This is a genomic window from Shewanella sp. AS16, from assembly GCF_021412365.1.
GTDB classification, from domain to species: Bacteria; Pseudomonadota; Gammaproteobacteria; order Enterobacterales; family Shewanellaceae; genus Shewanella; species Shewanella salipaludis.
In genome coordinates this window covers 36,748-52,539 of sequence record NZ_JAKCLK010000012.1, presented here as the reverse complement: position 1 = coordinate 52,539, position 15,792 = coordinate 36,748, and the positions used below count along the sequence as shown (strand labels likewise).

Sequence of the window (15,792 nt, the reverse complement as noted above, 5' to 3'; positions counted from 1 at the left end):
GGCCGCTAAAGCCGAAGCTCGGGTCGCAGCGGCCTAGCTGTGACAGAAGCCTAGCTGCGACAGCGGGCGACGGCATCCTGCCAGGCAGCATACAGGGACGCCCGCTTCTCGGGCGTAATCTGGGGCACAAATCTGCGTTCGATAGCCGTCTTATGTTTGATTTCATCCATGGATTGCCAAAAACCCACAGCCAGTCCGGCGAGGAAGGCGGCGCCCATGGCGGTGGTCTCTGTCAGCCTGGGACGCAGCACCTCGACATCCGTGATATCGGCCTGGAATTGCATCAGAAAATCATTCACCACGGCACCGCCATCCACCTTGAGCTGCTTCAGGCTGACGCCGCAGTCTTTGCTCATGGCGTCGAGTAAGTCGCGGCTCTGATAGGCGATGGCCTCGAGCGCGGCACGTATGATGTGGTTACGGTTGGCCCCCCGGCTCAGGCCGAACAGGGCGCCCCTGGCACCTGGATCCCAATAGGGCGCCCCCAAGCCGACAAATGCCGGCACCAGGTAAACCCCCTTGGTGTCTTCCACCTTGCTGGCAAAATACTCAGTGTCCTGGGCATCACGGATCAACCCCAGCTCATCCCGCAACCATTGCACTGTCGCACCGCCCATGAAGACGGCGCCTTCCAGGGCATAATTCAGTTCGGCCCCTGGGCCGGCGGCTATGGTGGTCAAGAGGCCATGGCGGGAACGCACCGCCTGTTTGCCCGTATGCATCAAGAGGAAGCAGCCTGTGCCATAGGTATTCTTGGCCATGCCTTCCTCGACACACAGCTGGCCAAACAGGGCCGCCTGTTGGTCGCCGGCCATGCCAGCCACCTTGATCTCCCCATGGCCACCTATGAGGGTGCTGCCGTAGACGGCGCAGGAAGGTTTCACCTCGGGCAGGATAGCCGCGGGAATGTCGAGCGCCTCGAGCAGTTTGGGATCCCATTGCCCAGTGTGGATGTTAAACAACAAGGTACGCGAGGCATTGGTGGGATCTGTCACATGCACCTTGCCCTCGGTAAGCTTCCACACCAGCCAGGTATCTATGGTGCCAAACAACAGCTCGCCCCGCTGCGCCCGCTCCCTGGCACCCGGCACGTTCTCCAGCAACCAGCTTATCTTGGTGCCGGAGAAATAAGGGTCCAACAACAGGCCTGTGTTTGCCCTGACATACTCCTCCAGCCCCTGGGCTTTTAAACGCTCACAGATCTCGCTGCTGCGGCGGCACTGCCAGACGATGGCGTTGTAGATGGGCTTGCCCGTGGCTTTATCCCAGATGACTGTGGTCTCACGCTGATTGGTGATCCCTATGGCCGCCACCTCATCGGCCGGGATCCCGGCCCTGGCGAGCACTTCGGTGAAAGTCGAACTCTGGGATGCCCAGATCTCCATGGGATCATGTTCGACCCAACCGGGTTGGGGATAGAACTGACTGAACTCACGTTGTGACAGCGCCACTATGTTGGCCTGGTGATCGAACACTATGGCACGGGAGCTCGTGGTTCCTTGATCGAACGCGACTATGTATTTCTTGGTCACTATGGCTTTCCTTATGACTCTTTCTCTTGTGCTTGCAACTGCAGGGCCAAGCAACGGCGGCTCCCCAGGTCGGACTCGAGCCCGTTCGCCGCCACATCCAAGCCATGACTATACAATAATGGCCAACAAACACAGTAACTGAAAAACAAAAAAGCCCAGCAATTGCTGGGCTTAATATTAATACAACCTCAGTATACGGCCATTTTACATCTTGTAGCTCAACTGCAAACCGGCAAGCCAGACGTTACCGCCGGCCTCACCGTTGAAGCTGACATTGGCCAGCCCCAGCAGATCCTGGGATTCGTTAATTGACGCATCGCCATGGGCCTTGATGTAAGTCAGCGCCAGATCCAGAGTCAGGTTGGCCGTCGCCTGATAACCAGCGCCAACACTGAACCATAAACGGTCCGAATCCGGGATAGTGATGGTGCGATATTCATCATCCACGGCCGTCTTGTCCAGCGCCACGCCGGCACGCAGCAGCCAGGCCTTATCCAATTGGTAAGTCGTACCCAAAGCGAAGCGCCAGTTATCCTTGAAGTTTTCCTCTTTCACCAGATCCGACTCCAGGCCACCCATGGGCTTAACCTCACCCGGGAAATAGGCCACCAGCTGCTCGAACACGCTCCACTGAGTCCAGTTGACGCTGGCATGCATGGCCCAGTCATCCGTCAGCTCATGGTAAGACGCCAGCTCGGCGAAGGCAGGCAACTCCAGCGGCAGGTAACCCGGGATCTCCAGGTCCTGGCCACCCGTATAGAGCAAACCTGAAGCCTGGCCATCCAGTTCCAGCTCAACGCTGCTGTGATAGGCGAAGCCCAAACGGTTGGCCGCATCTATTTGCCAGCTGGCACCCAACTGCCAACCATAGCCCACGTCATCGCCTTCCATGCCCTTGAGGCTGGTACCGGCGGCGGGTAAGCGCGCGGCAATCTGGGCCGGCACATAAGGATTTGCCTTGATGGCACCTATCCAGCCGGGTGCAGAGGCACTGATCTCGCCGTCGCCATAGACCAGGCGCAAACCGGCACCCAAGGTCAAGGCATCGTTGAAACGATAGGCCAGGTTAGGGTTGAACTCGACCGTGGTGACCGAGGTGTGGTTGCCGAAGATCGCCGTTGGGTGTGTCGCCGCAACTTTGGTCTCCAGGCCATAATTGGAGTTTATCGCCAGGCCCCAGGTCCAGTGGTCGTCGAGTTGATTCGAGTAATAGAAGTTAGGCACCAAGGCATTGTCCGCGACATCGACGGCGTCGGCATCCATCACCATAGGCTGTGAGCCCAACAAGGGAGAGCTCAAGGCAAGCTCACCCTTCACATCGACATCCGGCATCACATAGATGCCACCGACGGAAAGATTGCGTCCTGGGAGCAAACTCAGCATCGCCGGATTGCGTGCCTGGGCACTGGCATTGTCCGCCATCGCGGCTTCGCCGGCAAAGGCGCGCCCCAAACCCGTCGCCGAATACTCGGCCAACTGAAATCCTGCCGCCTGCACTTGAGCCATGGCTCCCAACATAGCCGCACTCACGGCCAAACTGATGTAACGTTGTTTCATTGTTATTCTCTGTGTTTTTTTGTGTGTTTATCACTGAGTCGAGTTGTGAAAATAGAGTAATAACTCCATTCCGGTAGCAGGCAGTGTACTCATACGGCGCCCGTTTGCAACCGAGCAGAAAAGAGGCGCTCAAAAACCCGGCAATACCAGGGCGTGGGACATGGCACTGAAGAAAGGCGCAAGAGAAAGTGGAGCAGGAGAGAGTGAATGGCGCTGCAGAGGATGAATGAGCCGCCGGCACCGGACTGATGCAAGTCAGCTCAGCGCCGGCGCCCCAATTCGGGTGGCGTCATGGCGGATGCGGCAGCCTGAAAGGCGCAAGTGAACCGATTAAGCCCCTAAACAGAGCCTTTATCGACACGGATTAACTCACGGGCGCCAGCATAAAAACCACGCGAACAAGCTGCTCTAGTGGTTTAGCTCAGGCACAAGCGCCTTAGGCCCGCCAGGCGGGAATGCCGGCCTCATACTCCCTGATGCTCGCCTCATGGGACAGGGTCAGGCCTATGGCATCCAAGCCATTGAGCAGCTTATGCCGCGCCGATGCCGCCAGGCTGAAGTCGAATACCGCCCCCGAGGGGGCCGTCACCTTGAGCGTCTGCAGATCGACGCCTATCCTCGCCCCCTCGTTGGCTGTCACTTCGTCGATCAGCTGTTGTACCTGGGCATGGGTGAGCACCACGGGCAACAGGCCGTTGTTGATCGAGTTGCCATAGAAAATATCGGCGAAGCTCGGCGCTATTATGACCCGCAAGCCAAAATCCGCCAGTGCCCAAGGCGCATGTTCCCGACTGGAGCCACAGCCGAAGTTCTCTTGGGCCACCAACACCGAGGCCCCCTGGTATCTCGGCTGATTGAGGGAGAACTCGGGATTTGGCTGTAAACCCGCCTCATCCAGATAACGCCAATCGTGAAACAGATGCACGCCGAAGCCATCGCGGGTGACCTTGGACAGGAACTGCTTGGGGATGATCTGATCCGTATCTATGTTGGTGCTGTCTATCACCACGGCCAAACCTGTATGTTCAGTGAATGCTTGCATTGGGTACTCCTAGTAAGGCTTGCGAATATCGACGAAATGGCCGGCCACTGCAGCGGCGGCGGCCATGGCCGGACTCACCAGATGAGTCCGGCTGCCACGCCCCTGGCGGCCCTCGAAGTTGCGGTTGCTGGTCGAGGCGCAGCGATCGCCGGCCTCCAGCCTGTCGTCGTTCATCGCCAGACACATGGAGCAGCCCGGCAGCCGCCATTCGAAACCTGCTTCGATGAAGATCTTATCCAAACCCTCGGCTTCGGCCTGCAGCTTCACCTGACCCGAGCCAGGTACTACTATGGCCACCACGCCGGCGGCGACCTTACGGCCCTTGGCATGAAAGGCGGCGCTGCGCAGATCTTCGATGCGCGAGTTGGTACAGGAGCCGATGAACACCTTGTTGATGCTGACCTCTGTCATCCTGGTGCCGGCCGTCAGCCCTATGTACTCCAGCGCCTTCTCCATGCTGGCACGGATAGCGGCATTGGGCTCGGCCTCGGGATTGGGCACGGCCTCGTCTATGGCCACCACTTGCCCAGGGTTGGTGCCCCAGGTCAGTTGCGGCGCAATATCGGCGGCGTCGAGGATGACGCTGGCATCGAATATGGCATCGGCATCGCTTTTCAGCTCGCTCCAGGCCGCCAATGCCTGGCTCCAGGCCTCCCCCTTGGGGGCAAACTCACGTCCGGCCAGATAATCGAAGGTGGTCTGATCCGGCGCCACCATGCCCGCCTTGGCCCCCATCTCGATCGCCATGTTACATACTGTCATGCGCCCTTCCATCGACAGTGCCGCTATGGCCTCGCCGCAGAACTCGACCACATAGCCAGTGCCGCCATCCATGCCTATCTTGCCTATGATGGCCAGGACTATGTCTTTCGCTGTCACACCCTCGGCCACCTTGCCGCGCACCTCGATCTTCATCGTCTTGGCCGGCAATTGCCTCATGGTCTGGGTCGCCAGCACATGCTCGACTTCCGAGGTGCCTATGCCGAAGGCCAGGGCGCCGAAGGCACCATGGGTGGCAGTATGGGAGTCCCCACAAACGATGACGGTCCCTGGCAATGTGATGCCAAGCTCAGGGCCTATGACATGTACTATGCCCTGATTGGGATGGTGAATATCGTACAGGCGCACGCCGAATTCTTCGCAGTTCCGGGCCAGGGTCTCCACCTGGGTGCGGGCCATGGGGCTCAGGGCCGTCAGGCTGGCACTGCGGGTCGAGGTGTTGTGATCCATGGTGGCGAACGTCTTGTTTGGCGCGCGCAACTTGCGGCCCGCGGCCCGCAGACCACTGAAGGCCTGGGGCGAAGTCACCTCATGCACCAGATGCCGGTCGACATAGATGATGGGCGCCTCGCCCTCCGGGCTCGCCAGCAGATGACTGTCCCACACTTTCTGATATAAGGTTTTTGCTACCGACTGAGACATTACACCCCCTCCCTAATTGCCCTGGCGATATAGTCGCCCATCTGTGCCGTCGTCTTGGCGTCCGCTCTGTGTTCGGCGCTCAACAACTCTCCCGTTAAATAACCGTCGGCCAATGCCTTGCCGACGGCGCGTTCTATGGCGGCGGCGGCGGCTTCCTGCTTCAGGCTATGGCGCAGCATCAGCGCCGCCGAGAGGATCTGCGCCACAGGATTGGCTATGCCCTTGCCTGCAATGTCCGGAGCGCTGCCGCCGGCGGGTTCGAACAGGCCGAAGCCGCCGGCGTTCATGCTGGCCGAGGCCAACAGGCCCATGGAGCCGGTTAACATGGCGATCTCGTCCGACAGGATATCGCCGAACAGGTTAGAGCAGAGCATGACGTCGAACTCATGGGGACGGCGCAGCAGCTGCATGGTGGCATTATCTATGTAGATGTGTTCCAGTTCGACATCGGGAAAGTCGCGCGCCACTTCTTCGACCACCTGACGCCAGAGCACAGAGCAGGCCAGGACGTTGGCCTTGTCGACCGAGGTCAGCTTCTTGCGGCGGCCGCGGGCGGCCTCGAACGCGATACGGGCGATGCGCGCTATCTCGCGGCGACTGTATCTCATGGTATCGAAGGCTTCTTCATCTTCGCCCTCGCCCTGACGCCCTTTCGGCTTACCGAAATAGATGCCGCCGGTTAACTCACGCACACACAGGACATCGAAGCCGCGGGCCGAGATGTCACTGCGCAGCGGCGACATATGTTCCAGCCCGGAATGCAACTTGGCAGGACGCAGGTTGCAGAAGAGTTCGAAGTGACCCCGCAATGGCAAGAGCGCGCCACGCTCCGGCTGCTCGTTGGGCGGTAACGTCTCCCACTTGGGGCCGCCTACGGAACCGAACAGTATGGCGTCGGCCGCTGCACACCCCTGCAGGGTTGCTGCCGGCAAGGGGCAACCATGCTTATCTATGGCGATACCGCCGACATCGAATTCGGCATATTCCATCTCCAAAGCGAAACGCGCCTCGACGGCACTCAACACCTTGCGCGCCTCGGCCATCACCTCTGGTCCTATGCCGTCACCGGCCAACACTGCTATTTGATAACTCATACGCCACCCAACTCCTTATTTTTCTGAATGCTATCGGCAATCGACACCCGTCGTTGCGAGACGTTAAACGCTGCCCAGCTCTTTGCTCTGCTGCATCCGCTGCTTGCAATCCGCGACCCTGTCGGCACGGCGGATCAGGTTCATCACATGCACCAATGCCTGGGCCGAGGCTTCAACCACATCGGTCGCCAGCCCCAGGCCGTGGAAGTTCTGCCCATGATAATTGGCCGTGATGTCCACCTGCCCCAGGGCATTCTGACCTTCACCCTTGGCCCCCAGCTTATAGCTGGAAATATTGACCTTGTGGGCCGTTGCCCGCGCTATCGCGTTGTAGGCGGCATCGACCGGGCCATTGCCAGTGGCGGCCTCGGTTTTCGACTCACCATCTATCGCTATGCGTACGGTCGCCGTCGCCACACCTTCGGTGGAGTCTGACTGCACCACCAGCTGTTGCAGTTGGTAATGAGCGTCAGTTTCCGTCTGGGCCTCCATGAAGGCCAGGGCCTCCAGGTCATAATCGAACACTTGCCCCTTCTTGTCCGCCAGCTTGAGGAAGGCCTGATACAAGAGGTCCATGTCATAGTCGCGCTCGCTGTAGCCCATTTCCTCCATACGGTGTTTGATCACATGGCGGCCCGAGCGCGAGGTCATGTTCAGGTTGTTACGATTCAGACCTATGCTTTCCGGGGTCATGATTTCATAGGTATTTTGCGCCTTTAACATGCCATCCTGGTGAATGCCCGAGGAGTGGGTGAAGGCATTGGCCCCGACGATCGCCTTGTTGGCCTGCACCGGCATGTTGCATAACTGGCTGACCAGATTGGAAGTGCGGTGGATCTCCTTGGCCCTGATGCCGGTTTCCACTCCCAACAAACCCTTGCGGGTCGCCAATATCATGGCAATTTCTTCCAGTGAACAGTTACCGGCGCGCTCGCCTATGCCATTGACGGTACATTCAATCTGTCTGGCTCCCTGCTCCACCGCGGTGATAGAGTTCGCCACCGACATCCCCAGGTCGTCATGGCAATGCACCGAGATGATCGCCTGATCTATGTTGGGAACCCGGTTGAACAGCGTCTGTATGATGCCACCGAATTCGCTCGGCACCGTATAACCTACGGTATCCGGGATATTGATGGTGCGGGCACCGGCGGCGATGGCCGCCTCCACCATGCGGCACAGGTTGTCTATCGGGGTGCGGCCGGCATCCTCACAGGAAAACTCCACATCGTCGGTGAAGCGACGGGCATATTTCACCGCCCCGACCGCCATGTCCAACACTTGCTCGAAGGAGCGCTTCAACTTGCTCTCGACATGTATGGTCGAGGTCGAGATGAAGGTATGAATGCGGAACTGCTCCGCCACCGACAGCGCCTGGGCCGCCGCATCTATGTCTTTCTCCAGCGCCCTGGCCAGGGCGCATACCCGGCTCTGCTTGATGGTGCGGGCTATGGTCTGCACCGACTCGAAATCCCCCGGTGAAGACACAGGGAAACCCACTTCCATCACATCCACGCCGAGACGCTCGAGTGCCAGTGCAATTTGCAGCTTTTCCTTGACCGTCAAACTGGCGGCCAGCGCCTGTTCGCCATCGCGTAAGGTGGTGTCAAATATGATTACCCTGTCAGACATCTCGCTTCTCCATAGGAGGTCATCCCCCGTTGATTGCAGCTTTACCCGCACCTGAAAACAAAAAACCCCGCGACTGTTAGCGCGGGGTTTGTGAATGCTTGCCTATTTATCGAGCGTGCAACACTAAGACCTCCGCGCAGTATCTGCGAGAGAGAGAATGAGGAGGTCGAGTGTCAGGCTGATGTTGTTCATTGGAATTTTCTATTCACCAAATGTAGATTTTTATTCTGTATCAATATTTTGAACTGGTTAATATTTAACGTGTGGCGCCATGGGTGTCAACCCCGAATTTTTCATGTTCAACACATTAGACCAGTCAGAAGCCGGCGAAAACAGTTCAATTCCCCTCCGGGCAAAGACCAGATGGTCCGCCGCAACAGCCAGGGCGTTCATGTAAGCCCAAGGGGCAGCATGGGGATAAGCGGCTCATAGCATAAGATTTTTATGCAACTTAGCATGAAAAACTGGGTATACTGGCGCCCGGTTTATTCTGGGATCCCCACTCGCGCACTATCGGAGCATTAAATGGATTTTCGTGTCATGGTTCTGAGTCTGCTGATATGGCTGACACCGCTCGCGGCGGGGGCCATGGAGCAGATGGATAAGCTGAATCTCTTGATGTATCAGTATCCGACCCAGGCCATGGAACAGATAAACCAACTGGAAAAACAACTGGATAAACCTGGCACGCCTGAGATTGAACGCCTGCGCCTCAGCCTGTTGAAATGTTTCAATCTATTGCAACTGGGTGAGAATGAAGCCGCCCTCAACCTGGCACAGCTGGGGGATGCCAAGGCCAAGCAACTGAAACTGGATAGGGCCAGGCCCTATTTCCTCACCTGTCAGGCAGATGCCTACACCAATTACGACATGCTCAAGCTGGCACTGCCCTTGTTGGATTCGGCCGTGATCTTGGCCAAGCGCTACCAGCAACCCCAGGCGCTGGTCAATGCGCTGCGCCTCAGGGGCCAGTTGGATACGGACACAGACAATTTCACCTCGGCCATCGAAGATTTACGCCTGGCACTGGACATCTACCCCGACATTCACACCCAGATAAACGACTGGAGCTGGCCACCACAGGCCTATCTCTACGCCGCCATGAGCAATTTACTCTACGCCAGCGGTGATCTGCAGCAGGCCCTGTATTATGCCAACCTGGGGCTGCAATCCGACGAGGCTAAAGGCAAAGCCCAGCAAGCCTTGTTGATCAATGCCGCCATGGTGACTCTGGCCAATGGTGACACCCAGGCCAGCGACAACTTGCTCAAGCAAGCCAAGGCCCTGCAACCGGAAATAGCCTCACCACTGGAACTGGCCTTCAGCTATGGCATCATAGCCTCGATCGACTTCAAACGCGGCCGGCTGGACAGTGCCGAGGAGTTGATCCGACTCAGCCTGCACACCTTCGAGGCGCAGAGGAAGTTAATTGTAACCATGCGGGCCAAGCGCCTGCTGGCGCAGATCCTCTTTGCCAAGGGCAAGAACGACGCCGCAATGGAACTCATAGAGCAAGCGATAAGCCAGGGCATAGAACTTGGGCAATACAGTGACCTGGAGGAGTTTTACGCCATAGTGAGCCAACACTACGCGGCCCAAGCCAACTTCAAGTTGGCCTATGCCTACTCACTCAAACGCTATCAAGCCAAGGAACAGGCAGATCAAGCACTCAACGATGCCCGCTTCATTCAGTTCAAGGCCAGATTGAATCAGCAGGAATCCCTGCAGCTGGTCTCGCAACCCGACACCGGCAACGCCCTGTTTGCATTCAAGGGTCTCTACTTGGCCCTGATAGCCGCCACCCTGGTCCTGCTGTGTGTCTGTGTCTGGTACCTGATCTACCGTAAGCACAGGCATCAAGCCGGCAATAGCGGCGTGCAAGAGTCAGGCTCCATGACGCAGGAATTGGATGCCATGCTCAGTGGTGCCAAACGGGGCAACACGCCATTGTCACTCTTGTTGTTCAACACCAGCCATGTGCGCCAGGTCGATCTGTCGCCTTTGCAGTCACAGATGGAACAAAGACTCAGGGAGCAGGACAAGCTGATACGCTATTCGATGGATGAGTTGGTGATCATCTTGCCCCATACCTCAGCCGTCGGTGCCAAACGTGTGATGGAGCAGCTCGTCGACTGTATTCAGCCCTGGCAGGCGGGTTTCAAGGTCAATCTGGGGCTGGCGACACTGCAACATTTCGATACCTTGGCGTCGCTGATAAAGCGGGCCAACATAAGTCACTTGGGTCAGGTCAAAGCCACAGAGTCACCGGCGTCATCACCACAAGCCCAATAGCTGGGACACAAGTGCCGTTTCCGCCCTCACTCCCCCGCCAGATAGGCACTGATTTCGTCGAGGAACTCACCGCCGAAACGACTGAGCTTGCGTTCACCCACGCCATTGACCGCCAGCATCTCCCCAGGGCTGGTCGGCACCATGGCCGCCATTTCGGCCAGGGTGGCGTCGTTGAACACCAGATAGGGAGGCACATCTTGCTGTTCCGCCAGATTTCGGCGCAATAATTTCAACCTGGCAAACAACTTACGATCGTAATTCTGTGGCACCCTGGCCTGACTCGGCCTGCGTTTGCCCGTGATAAGTTGAATTCTGGGCTCGGCCAACATCAACACTAGTTCGCCCTTGAGCACGGGTCTGGCGGCTGGATTCAAGCGGATCGCCGAGCCGCGGCTGATGTCTTGGCTGGCCAGCCCCAAATGGATCAATTGGCGAATGACACTGAGCCAATACTCATGACTCTTGTCCTTGCCTATCCCCCAGGTCGTCAACTTGTCATGTCCCCTGTCCAGCACAGGCGCGGCCTTCGCGCCCCTGAGCACTTCTATGACATGGTTGATGCCGAAACGCTGTCCCAGGCGATAGATGCAGGACAGCACCTTCTGGGCATCCTGGCTGCCATCATAACGCTTGGGCGGATCCAGGCAGATATCACAGTTACCGCAAGGCTCGAGGGCACTCTCATCGAAATAGTGCAGTAACACCTGACGCCGGCAGGTCTGTGCCTCGGCGAACGCCGCCATGCTGTTGAGCTTATGGAATTCGACCTGCTGCTGCGGTCCGGGTTCGGACTGCTCGATAAGATGCCGGACCCTGCCGATATCCGCCGGATCGAACAACATGAAGGCCTCGGCGTCCAAACCATCGCGGCCGGCACGGCCCGTCTCCTGGTAATAGGCTTCGACGCTCTTGGGAATGTCATAGTGCACCACATAGCGCACGTTGGACTTGTTGATGCCCATACCGAAGGCGACGGTGGCCACCACTATGTCGAGTCTGTCCTTGAGGAAGCCGTCCTGGACGGTCGCGCGCTCTTCCTGGGTCATGCCCGCATGATAAGCCCCGGCATTGAACCCTTGTTGGCGCAAGCGCTCGGCCACCTCATCGACCCGGCGCCGGCTGCTGCAGTATATGATGCCGCTGTTGCCCTTCTGCGCCGTGATGAACTGCCTGAGTTGATTGGCGGCGTTGAGTTTCTCGGCGACCGTATAACGTATGTTGGGTCTGTCGAAACTGGCCAGCAGGCTGTAGGGGGTGATCCCCAGGCGCTCACAGATACTGGCGCGGGTCGCCTGATCTGCCGTGGCCGTCAAGGCCATCATAGGCACATGGGGAAAATACTGTTTCAACTGCCCCAGGGCGGCGTATTCCGGCCTGAAGTCATGGCCCCACTGACTGATGCAATGCGCCTCGTCGATGGCGAACATGGCCAATGGCAGGGACTGCAGCCGCTCTATGAAGTCGGGCCGCAACAGGCGTTCGGGCGACACATACAGCAGCTTAAGCTCACCGAACCTCAACTGCCTCAGCACCTCCAGACTCTGCTCCCTCGGCTGGGACGAGTTGAGATAGGCAGCGGCGACGCCTGTCTGCAACAGGCTGTCGACCTGATCTTTCATCAAGGAGATCAAGGGAGAAACCACCAGGGTCAGGCCCTCCATCAGCAGTGCCGGCAGCTGGTAGCACATGCTCTTGCCGCCACCGGTCGGCATGATCACCAGACAATCCTCGCCGGCGCACACCCTCTCTATCACTTCCCGCTGGCCATCCCTGAAGGCGCGGTAGCCAAATACTTGTGCCAGGCGCTGTGACAGCGGATCTTGTGATACTTCCAATGCAGATGGGTCCATGGGGCTCGGATGTCAAAAGTGAGGCGCACTATTCTAATCCAGCTCGCCGGCCCTGTCTTGCCTCAATCGCCTTCGTGTCTCCTTGGGTTTGCATTTCTCGCCTGAATGGCGGTAGATTAATTGCTCTAAAAAGAATCATTCGGCTTGCATAGGCACAGGGACACACATGGCTACAGCTATTCAAACAGAAACACTCCAAAGGGTCGCCCAGATTTTCGACGCCCGGGTGCCCTTCCATAACCTGCTGGGATTGGACATCAAGCGTTATGATCTCGACGGCGTCGAAGTGACTATCAGGATGAAGCCAGAGCTGATAGGCAACATACACCAGCAGATCCTCCACGGCGGCGTGACAGCCACCATACTGGACGTGGTCGGCGGCCTGACCGCCTTCGCCGGCCTGGTGGCCAGCCGTGACGATTGGTCCCTGGAGGCCTTGCAGCAAAGGCTCAAGACCCTGGGCACCATAGACATGCGGGTCGATTATCTGCGCCCTGGCCGCGGCGATGTCTTCACCGGCACGGGCAGCGTGATCCGCGCCGGCAACAGGGTCTCTGTCTGCCGCATGGAGCTGCATAACGAGCAAGGCACTCACATCGCCTTCGGCACGGGCACCTACATGGTCGGCTAGCGCTTGCTATCTCCCCATAGGGGATAATGCCAGGGACGCCTCCAAGCCGTCACGGCTCGGTGGCAGCCAGGCTTGCCGGCCATGGCAGACTAACGGGACAGGGAGCGTTAAAAGAAATAGCCCCAAGGCTTGAGCCAGGCAGTTCGAGGGCCTACAATCGCCACTCCAATCGACTCCGAACTGCTCACATGCCCAATCTCGAACACCGCAAAGGGATCTTCCTGGCGATTTGCGCCTATTGCCTCTGGGGCTTTGCGCCTCTGTACTTCAAACTGCTGCAACAGGTGGCCGCCACCGAAATACTGCTGCACCGCATCATCTGGTCGTTCGCCTTCATGTTGTTGCTGATGGCCGGCATCGGCGGCTTCTCCCGCCTGAGATTGCTGCTGCGCCAGCCGAAACAACTGGCGGTGTTGCTGCTGACCTCAGTGCTGATCGCCGGCAACTGGCTGCTGTTTATCTGGGCGGTGAATAACGACCACATGCTGGATGCCAGCCTGGGTTACTTCATCAATCCCCTGCTCAACGTGTTGTTAGGCATGCTGTTCTTGGGTGAGAGGCTGCGCAAGCTGCAATGGGTTGCGGTGGCGCTCGCCTGCGTGGGGGTGATGATCCAGTTGCTCTCTTTCGGCTCCATCCCCTTGGTCTCACTGGCATTGGCGGGCTCCTTCGGCTTCTACGGCCTATTGCGCAAGAAGGTCAATGTCGATGCCAAGACCGGGCTGCTGGTCGAAACCGCGATCCTGCTGCCCGTGGCACTGAGCTATCTGCTGCTGACCCTGGACAGCGCCAGCGCCAACATGTTCACCAACCCCTGGCAGATGAACCTGATGTTGATGGCCGCCGGCATAGTGACCACCATTCCCTTGTTATGCTTCGCCGGTGCCGCCGTCAGAATCCCCCTGACCCTGTTGGGTTTCCTGCAATACATAGGCCCCAGCATCATGTTCATCATGGCCATAGCCGTGTTCAACGAGCCTTTCGATGTCGAGAAGAGCATCACCTTCGGCTTCATCTGGAGCGCCTTGCTGCTGTTCAGTGCCGACATGCTCATCAGGCGCAAGCAAACCAGGCTGGTGTCCGACTAGCTCGGCCAGCCGCTGACCTGGCGGCCGATAAACGGGCGATGAAACCAAAAATGCCAGCTGAGCTGGCATTTTTATTGGGCGCTTACTGCAGATCTAGGGCGAGAATTTTGGAGCGCCGCTGATAGTTATACAGCTGCTTCTTCTTCTGCGGCAAGGCATCCACTTCGACTATGTTGAAGCCATGCTCCAAAAACCAGTGAATGCTGCGGGTGGTGAGGGCAAACAGCCGATCATAGCCCCTGACTCTCGCCTGATTGATGATGTTCTTCAGCAACAGGCTGCCTCTATCCGCATCCCGGTAGTCAGGGTGTACCACCAGACAGGCGAATTCGCCGGCATTGTCTTCCTCGAAGGGGTAGAGGGCGGCGCAGCCAATGACCAGCCCATCGCGCTCGATCAACATGAACTGCTCTATCTCTATTTCCAGCTGCTCGCGGGAACGCCGTACCAATATGCCCTGCTCTTCCAGCGGCCGGATCAGATTCAATACCCCGCCGATATCCGCTATGGTTGCCCGGCGCAGTCGCTCGGCGCTCTCTGTCACTATCTGGGTACCTATGCCCTCACGGGAGAATAGCTCCTGCAACAGGGCACCGTCTTCGAGATAGCTGACCAGATGGCATCTGGGCACCCCGTTACGACAGGCGTCTATGCTGGCCTTGAGGAAGGCCGTAGTGCCTATGCAAGGTTGTTGCTCCGCCTCCAGCCGATCGAGGATCTGTTGTGCGTCGGTCGGCATCAGCTCGGCGATGACCTCACCATTGCTATCGAGGATCCCGCTCTGGGCACTGAAACCTATCATCTTGTCGGCCTTGAGCTTGATGGCCACCTGGGTCGCAACTTCTTCGGCCGTCAGGTTGAAACTCTCGCCTGTGACCGAGGCCGCAATCGGCCCCATCAACACTATGCAATCCTTATCCAGCTGATGCCGCAGGCCCTCGACATCTATGCGGCGCACCTTGCCGCTGAGTTGGAAATCCACCCCATCATCTATCCCCAGCGGCTGGGCGATCACAAAGTTCCCGCTGACCAGGTTGATCTGCGCCCCCTGCATTGGGGTATTGCTCAGGCTCATGGACAGGCGGGCGGTAATGTCGAACTGCAAGGCCCCGGCCACCTGTTTGATCACTCTCAGGGTGTCTTCGTCGGTGATCCGCACGCCATTGTGGTAGGCAGGTGCAATATTGTTGCTGCCGAGCGCCGCATCTATCTGCGGCCTGGCGCCGTACACCAGCACGACCTTGATCCCCAGGCTATGCAGCAGGGCGACATCATTGATGATGGCGCGAAATTGATTCTGGGCCAGGGCTTCTCCGCCGAGCATCACCACGAAGGTTTTGCCCCTGTGAGCATTCACATAGGGAGCGGAATGACGAAAACCATCGACTAATTCAGTGGTACGCACGCGTTATTTTCACCTCTATTCGACCCGGGACGGGCACCCGCCCTGTCCACATTGACAATTTCGGCTATGCTATTGCATTTTAATTCACAATAAAAGAATTTAATCTCACCATGGAGCCATATTTCATCATAACCAGTCAGTATCGCCGTTTTGTGTTACACAAATATAAGTGTAGAAGAAATAATAGTACTTTCAGGCGCATTCCCGCCGGCAGCCGGGGTCGGATTTCGCCAGGCAAAAAAAAAAG

Annotated in this window: 11 protein-coding genes; 3 read left to right on the top strand and 8 right to left on the bottom strand. The window is 57.9% G+C overall.

Features of this window, described 5'->3' with window-relative positions; translation table 11 throughout:
* Nucleotides 1-50: 50 nt before the first annotated feature.
* From glpK to leuA, 6 genes are all read right to left on the bottom strand, one after another.
* Nucleotides 51-1,532, bottom strand: a complete 1,482-nt coding sequence (glpK, locus tag LZP73_RS17765) for a glycerol kinase GlpK (protein ID WP_234236286.1) — start codon at nt 1,530-1,532, stop codon at nt 51-53.
* 204 nt (nt 1,533-1,736) lie between these two features.
* The gene (locus tag LZP73_RS17760; protein WP_234236285.1) at nt 1,737-3,089 is read right to left on the bottom strand and encodes an outer membrane protein transport protein; all 1,353 of its coding nucleotides are present in this window, start codon (nt 3,087-3,089) and stop codon (nt 1,737-1,739) included.
* A 436-nt stretch (nt 3,090-3,525) separates the two neighbouring features.
* Entirely contained in the window at nt 3,526-4,131 is a 606-nt protein-coding gene (gene leuD / locus LZP73_RS17755) for a 3-isopropylmalate dehydratase small subunit (RefSeq protein WP_234236284.1), read from the bottom strand.
* A gap of 9 nt (nt 4,132-4,140) precedes the next feature.
* Complete coding sequence (gene leuC, locus LZP73_RS17750) at nt 4,141-5,553, bottom strand: 3-isopropylmalate dehydratase large subunit (RefSeq protein WP_234236283.1); 1,413 nt, start codon at nt 5,551-5,553, stop codon at nt 4,141-4,143.
* Nucleotides 5,553-6,647 carry a 3-isopropylmalate dehydrogenase gene (gene leuB, locus LZP73_RS17745; RefSeq protein WP_234236282.1) on the bottom strand — a complete coding sequence of 365 codons (1,095 nt, stop codon included), beginning with the start codon at nt 6,645-6,647 and terminating at the stop codon, nt 5,553-5,555. Before leuB ends, leuC begins: the two co-directional genes overlap by 1 nt.
* Nucleotides 6,648-6,710: 63 nt before the next feature.
* The gene (gene leuA, locus LZP73_RS17740; protein WP_234236281.1) at nt 6,711-8,279 is read right to left on the bottom strand and encodes a 2-isopropylmalate synthase; all 1,569 of its coding nucleotides are present in this window, start codon (nt 8,277-8,279) and stop codon (nt 6,711-6,713) included.
* 525 nt (nt 8,280-8,804) lie between these two features.
* Between leuA and LZP73_RS17735 the strand changes: the two genes are divergently transcribed.
* Entirely contained in the window at nt 8,805-10,571 is a 1,767-nt protein-coding gene (locus LZP73_RS17735; protein ID WP_234236280.1) for a diguanylate cyclase domain-containing protein, read from the top strand.
* 26 nt (nt 10,572-10,597) lie between these two features.
* On the opposite strand, the gene recQ is transcribed toward LZP73_RS17735, so the two are convergent.
* Entirely contained in the window at nt 10,598-12,421 is a 1,824-nt protein-coding gene (gene recQ, locus LZP73_RS17730; RefSeq protein WP_234236279.1) for a DNA helicase RecQ, read from the bottom strand.
* Nucleotides 12,422-12,587: 166 nt separating this feature from the next.
* Here recQ and LZP73_RS17725 point away from each other — a divergent pair, with 166 nt between their 5' ends.
* Nucleotides 12,588-13,052 carry a thioesterase family protein gene (locus LZP73_RS17725; protein WP_234236278.1) on the top strand — a complete coding sequence of 155 codons (465 nt, stop codon included), beginning with the start codon at nt 12,588-12,590 and terminating at the stop codon, nt 13,050-13,052.
* Nucleotides 13,053-13,240: 188 nt separating this feature from the next.
* A complete protein-coding gene (rarD, locus tag LZP73_RS17720) occupies nt 13,241-14,140 on the top strand; it encodes an EamA family transporter RarD (protein ID WP_234236277.1) in 900 nt (299 codons plus the stop codon).
* An 82-nt stretch (nt 14,141-14,222) separates the two neighbouring features.
* On the opposite strand, the gene argA is transcribed toward rarD, so the two are convergent.
* Entirely contained in the window at nt 14,223-15,545 is a 1,323-nt protein-coding gene (argA, locus tag LZP73_RS17715; protein WP_234236276.1) for an amino-acid N-acetyltransferase, read from the bottom strand.
* Nucleotides 15,546-15,792: the final 247 nt, after the last annotated feature.

Excerpts from the sequence above, each read along its gene's own strand:
- LZP73_RS17725 (WP_234236278.1), top strand. The coding sequence starts at position 12,588 with ATGGCTACAGCTATTCAAACAGAAACACTCCAAAGGGTCGCCCAGATT.
- LZP73_RS17760 (WP_234236285.1), bottom strand. The coding sequence starts at position 3,089 with ATGAAACAACGTTACATCAGTTTGGCCGTGAGTGCGGCTATGTTGGGA.
- LZP73_RS17735 (WP_234236280.1), top strand. The coding sequence starts at position 8,805 with ATGGATTTTCGTGTCATGGTTCTGAGTCTGCTGATATGGCTGACACCG.
- leuD (WP_234236284.1), bottom strand. The coding sequence starts at position 4,131 with ATGCAAGCATTCACTGAACATACAGGTTTGGCCGTGGTGATAGACAGC.
- recQ (WP_234236279.1), bottom strand. The coding sequence starts at position 12,421 with ATGGACCCATCTGCATTGGAAGTATCACAAGATCCGCTGTCACAGCGC.
- leuA (WP_234236281.1), bottom strand. The coding sequence starts at position 8,279 with ATGTCTGACAGGGTAATCATATTTGACACCACCTTACGCGATGGCGAA.
- leuB (WP_234236282.1), bottom strand. The coding sequence starts at position 6,647 with ATGAGTTATCAAATAGCAGTGTTGGCCGGTGACGGCATAGGACCAGAG.
- rarD (WP_234236277.1), top strand. The coding sequence starts at position 13,241 with ATGCCCAATCTCGAACACCGCAAAGGGATCTTCCTGGCGATTTGCGCC.
- leuC (WP_234236283.1), bottom strand. The coding sequence starts at position 5,553 with ATGTCTCAGTCGGTAGCAAAAACCTTATATCAGAAAGTGTGGGACAGT.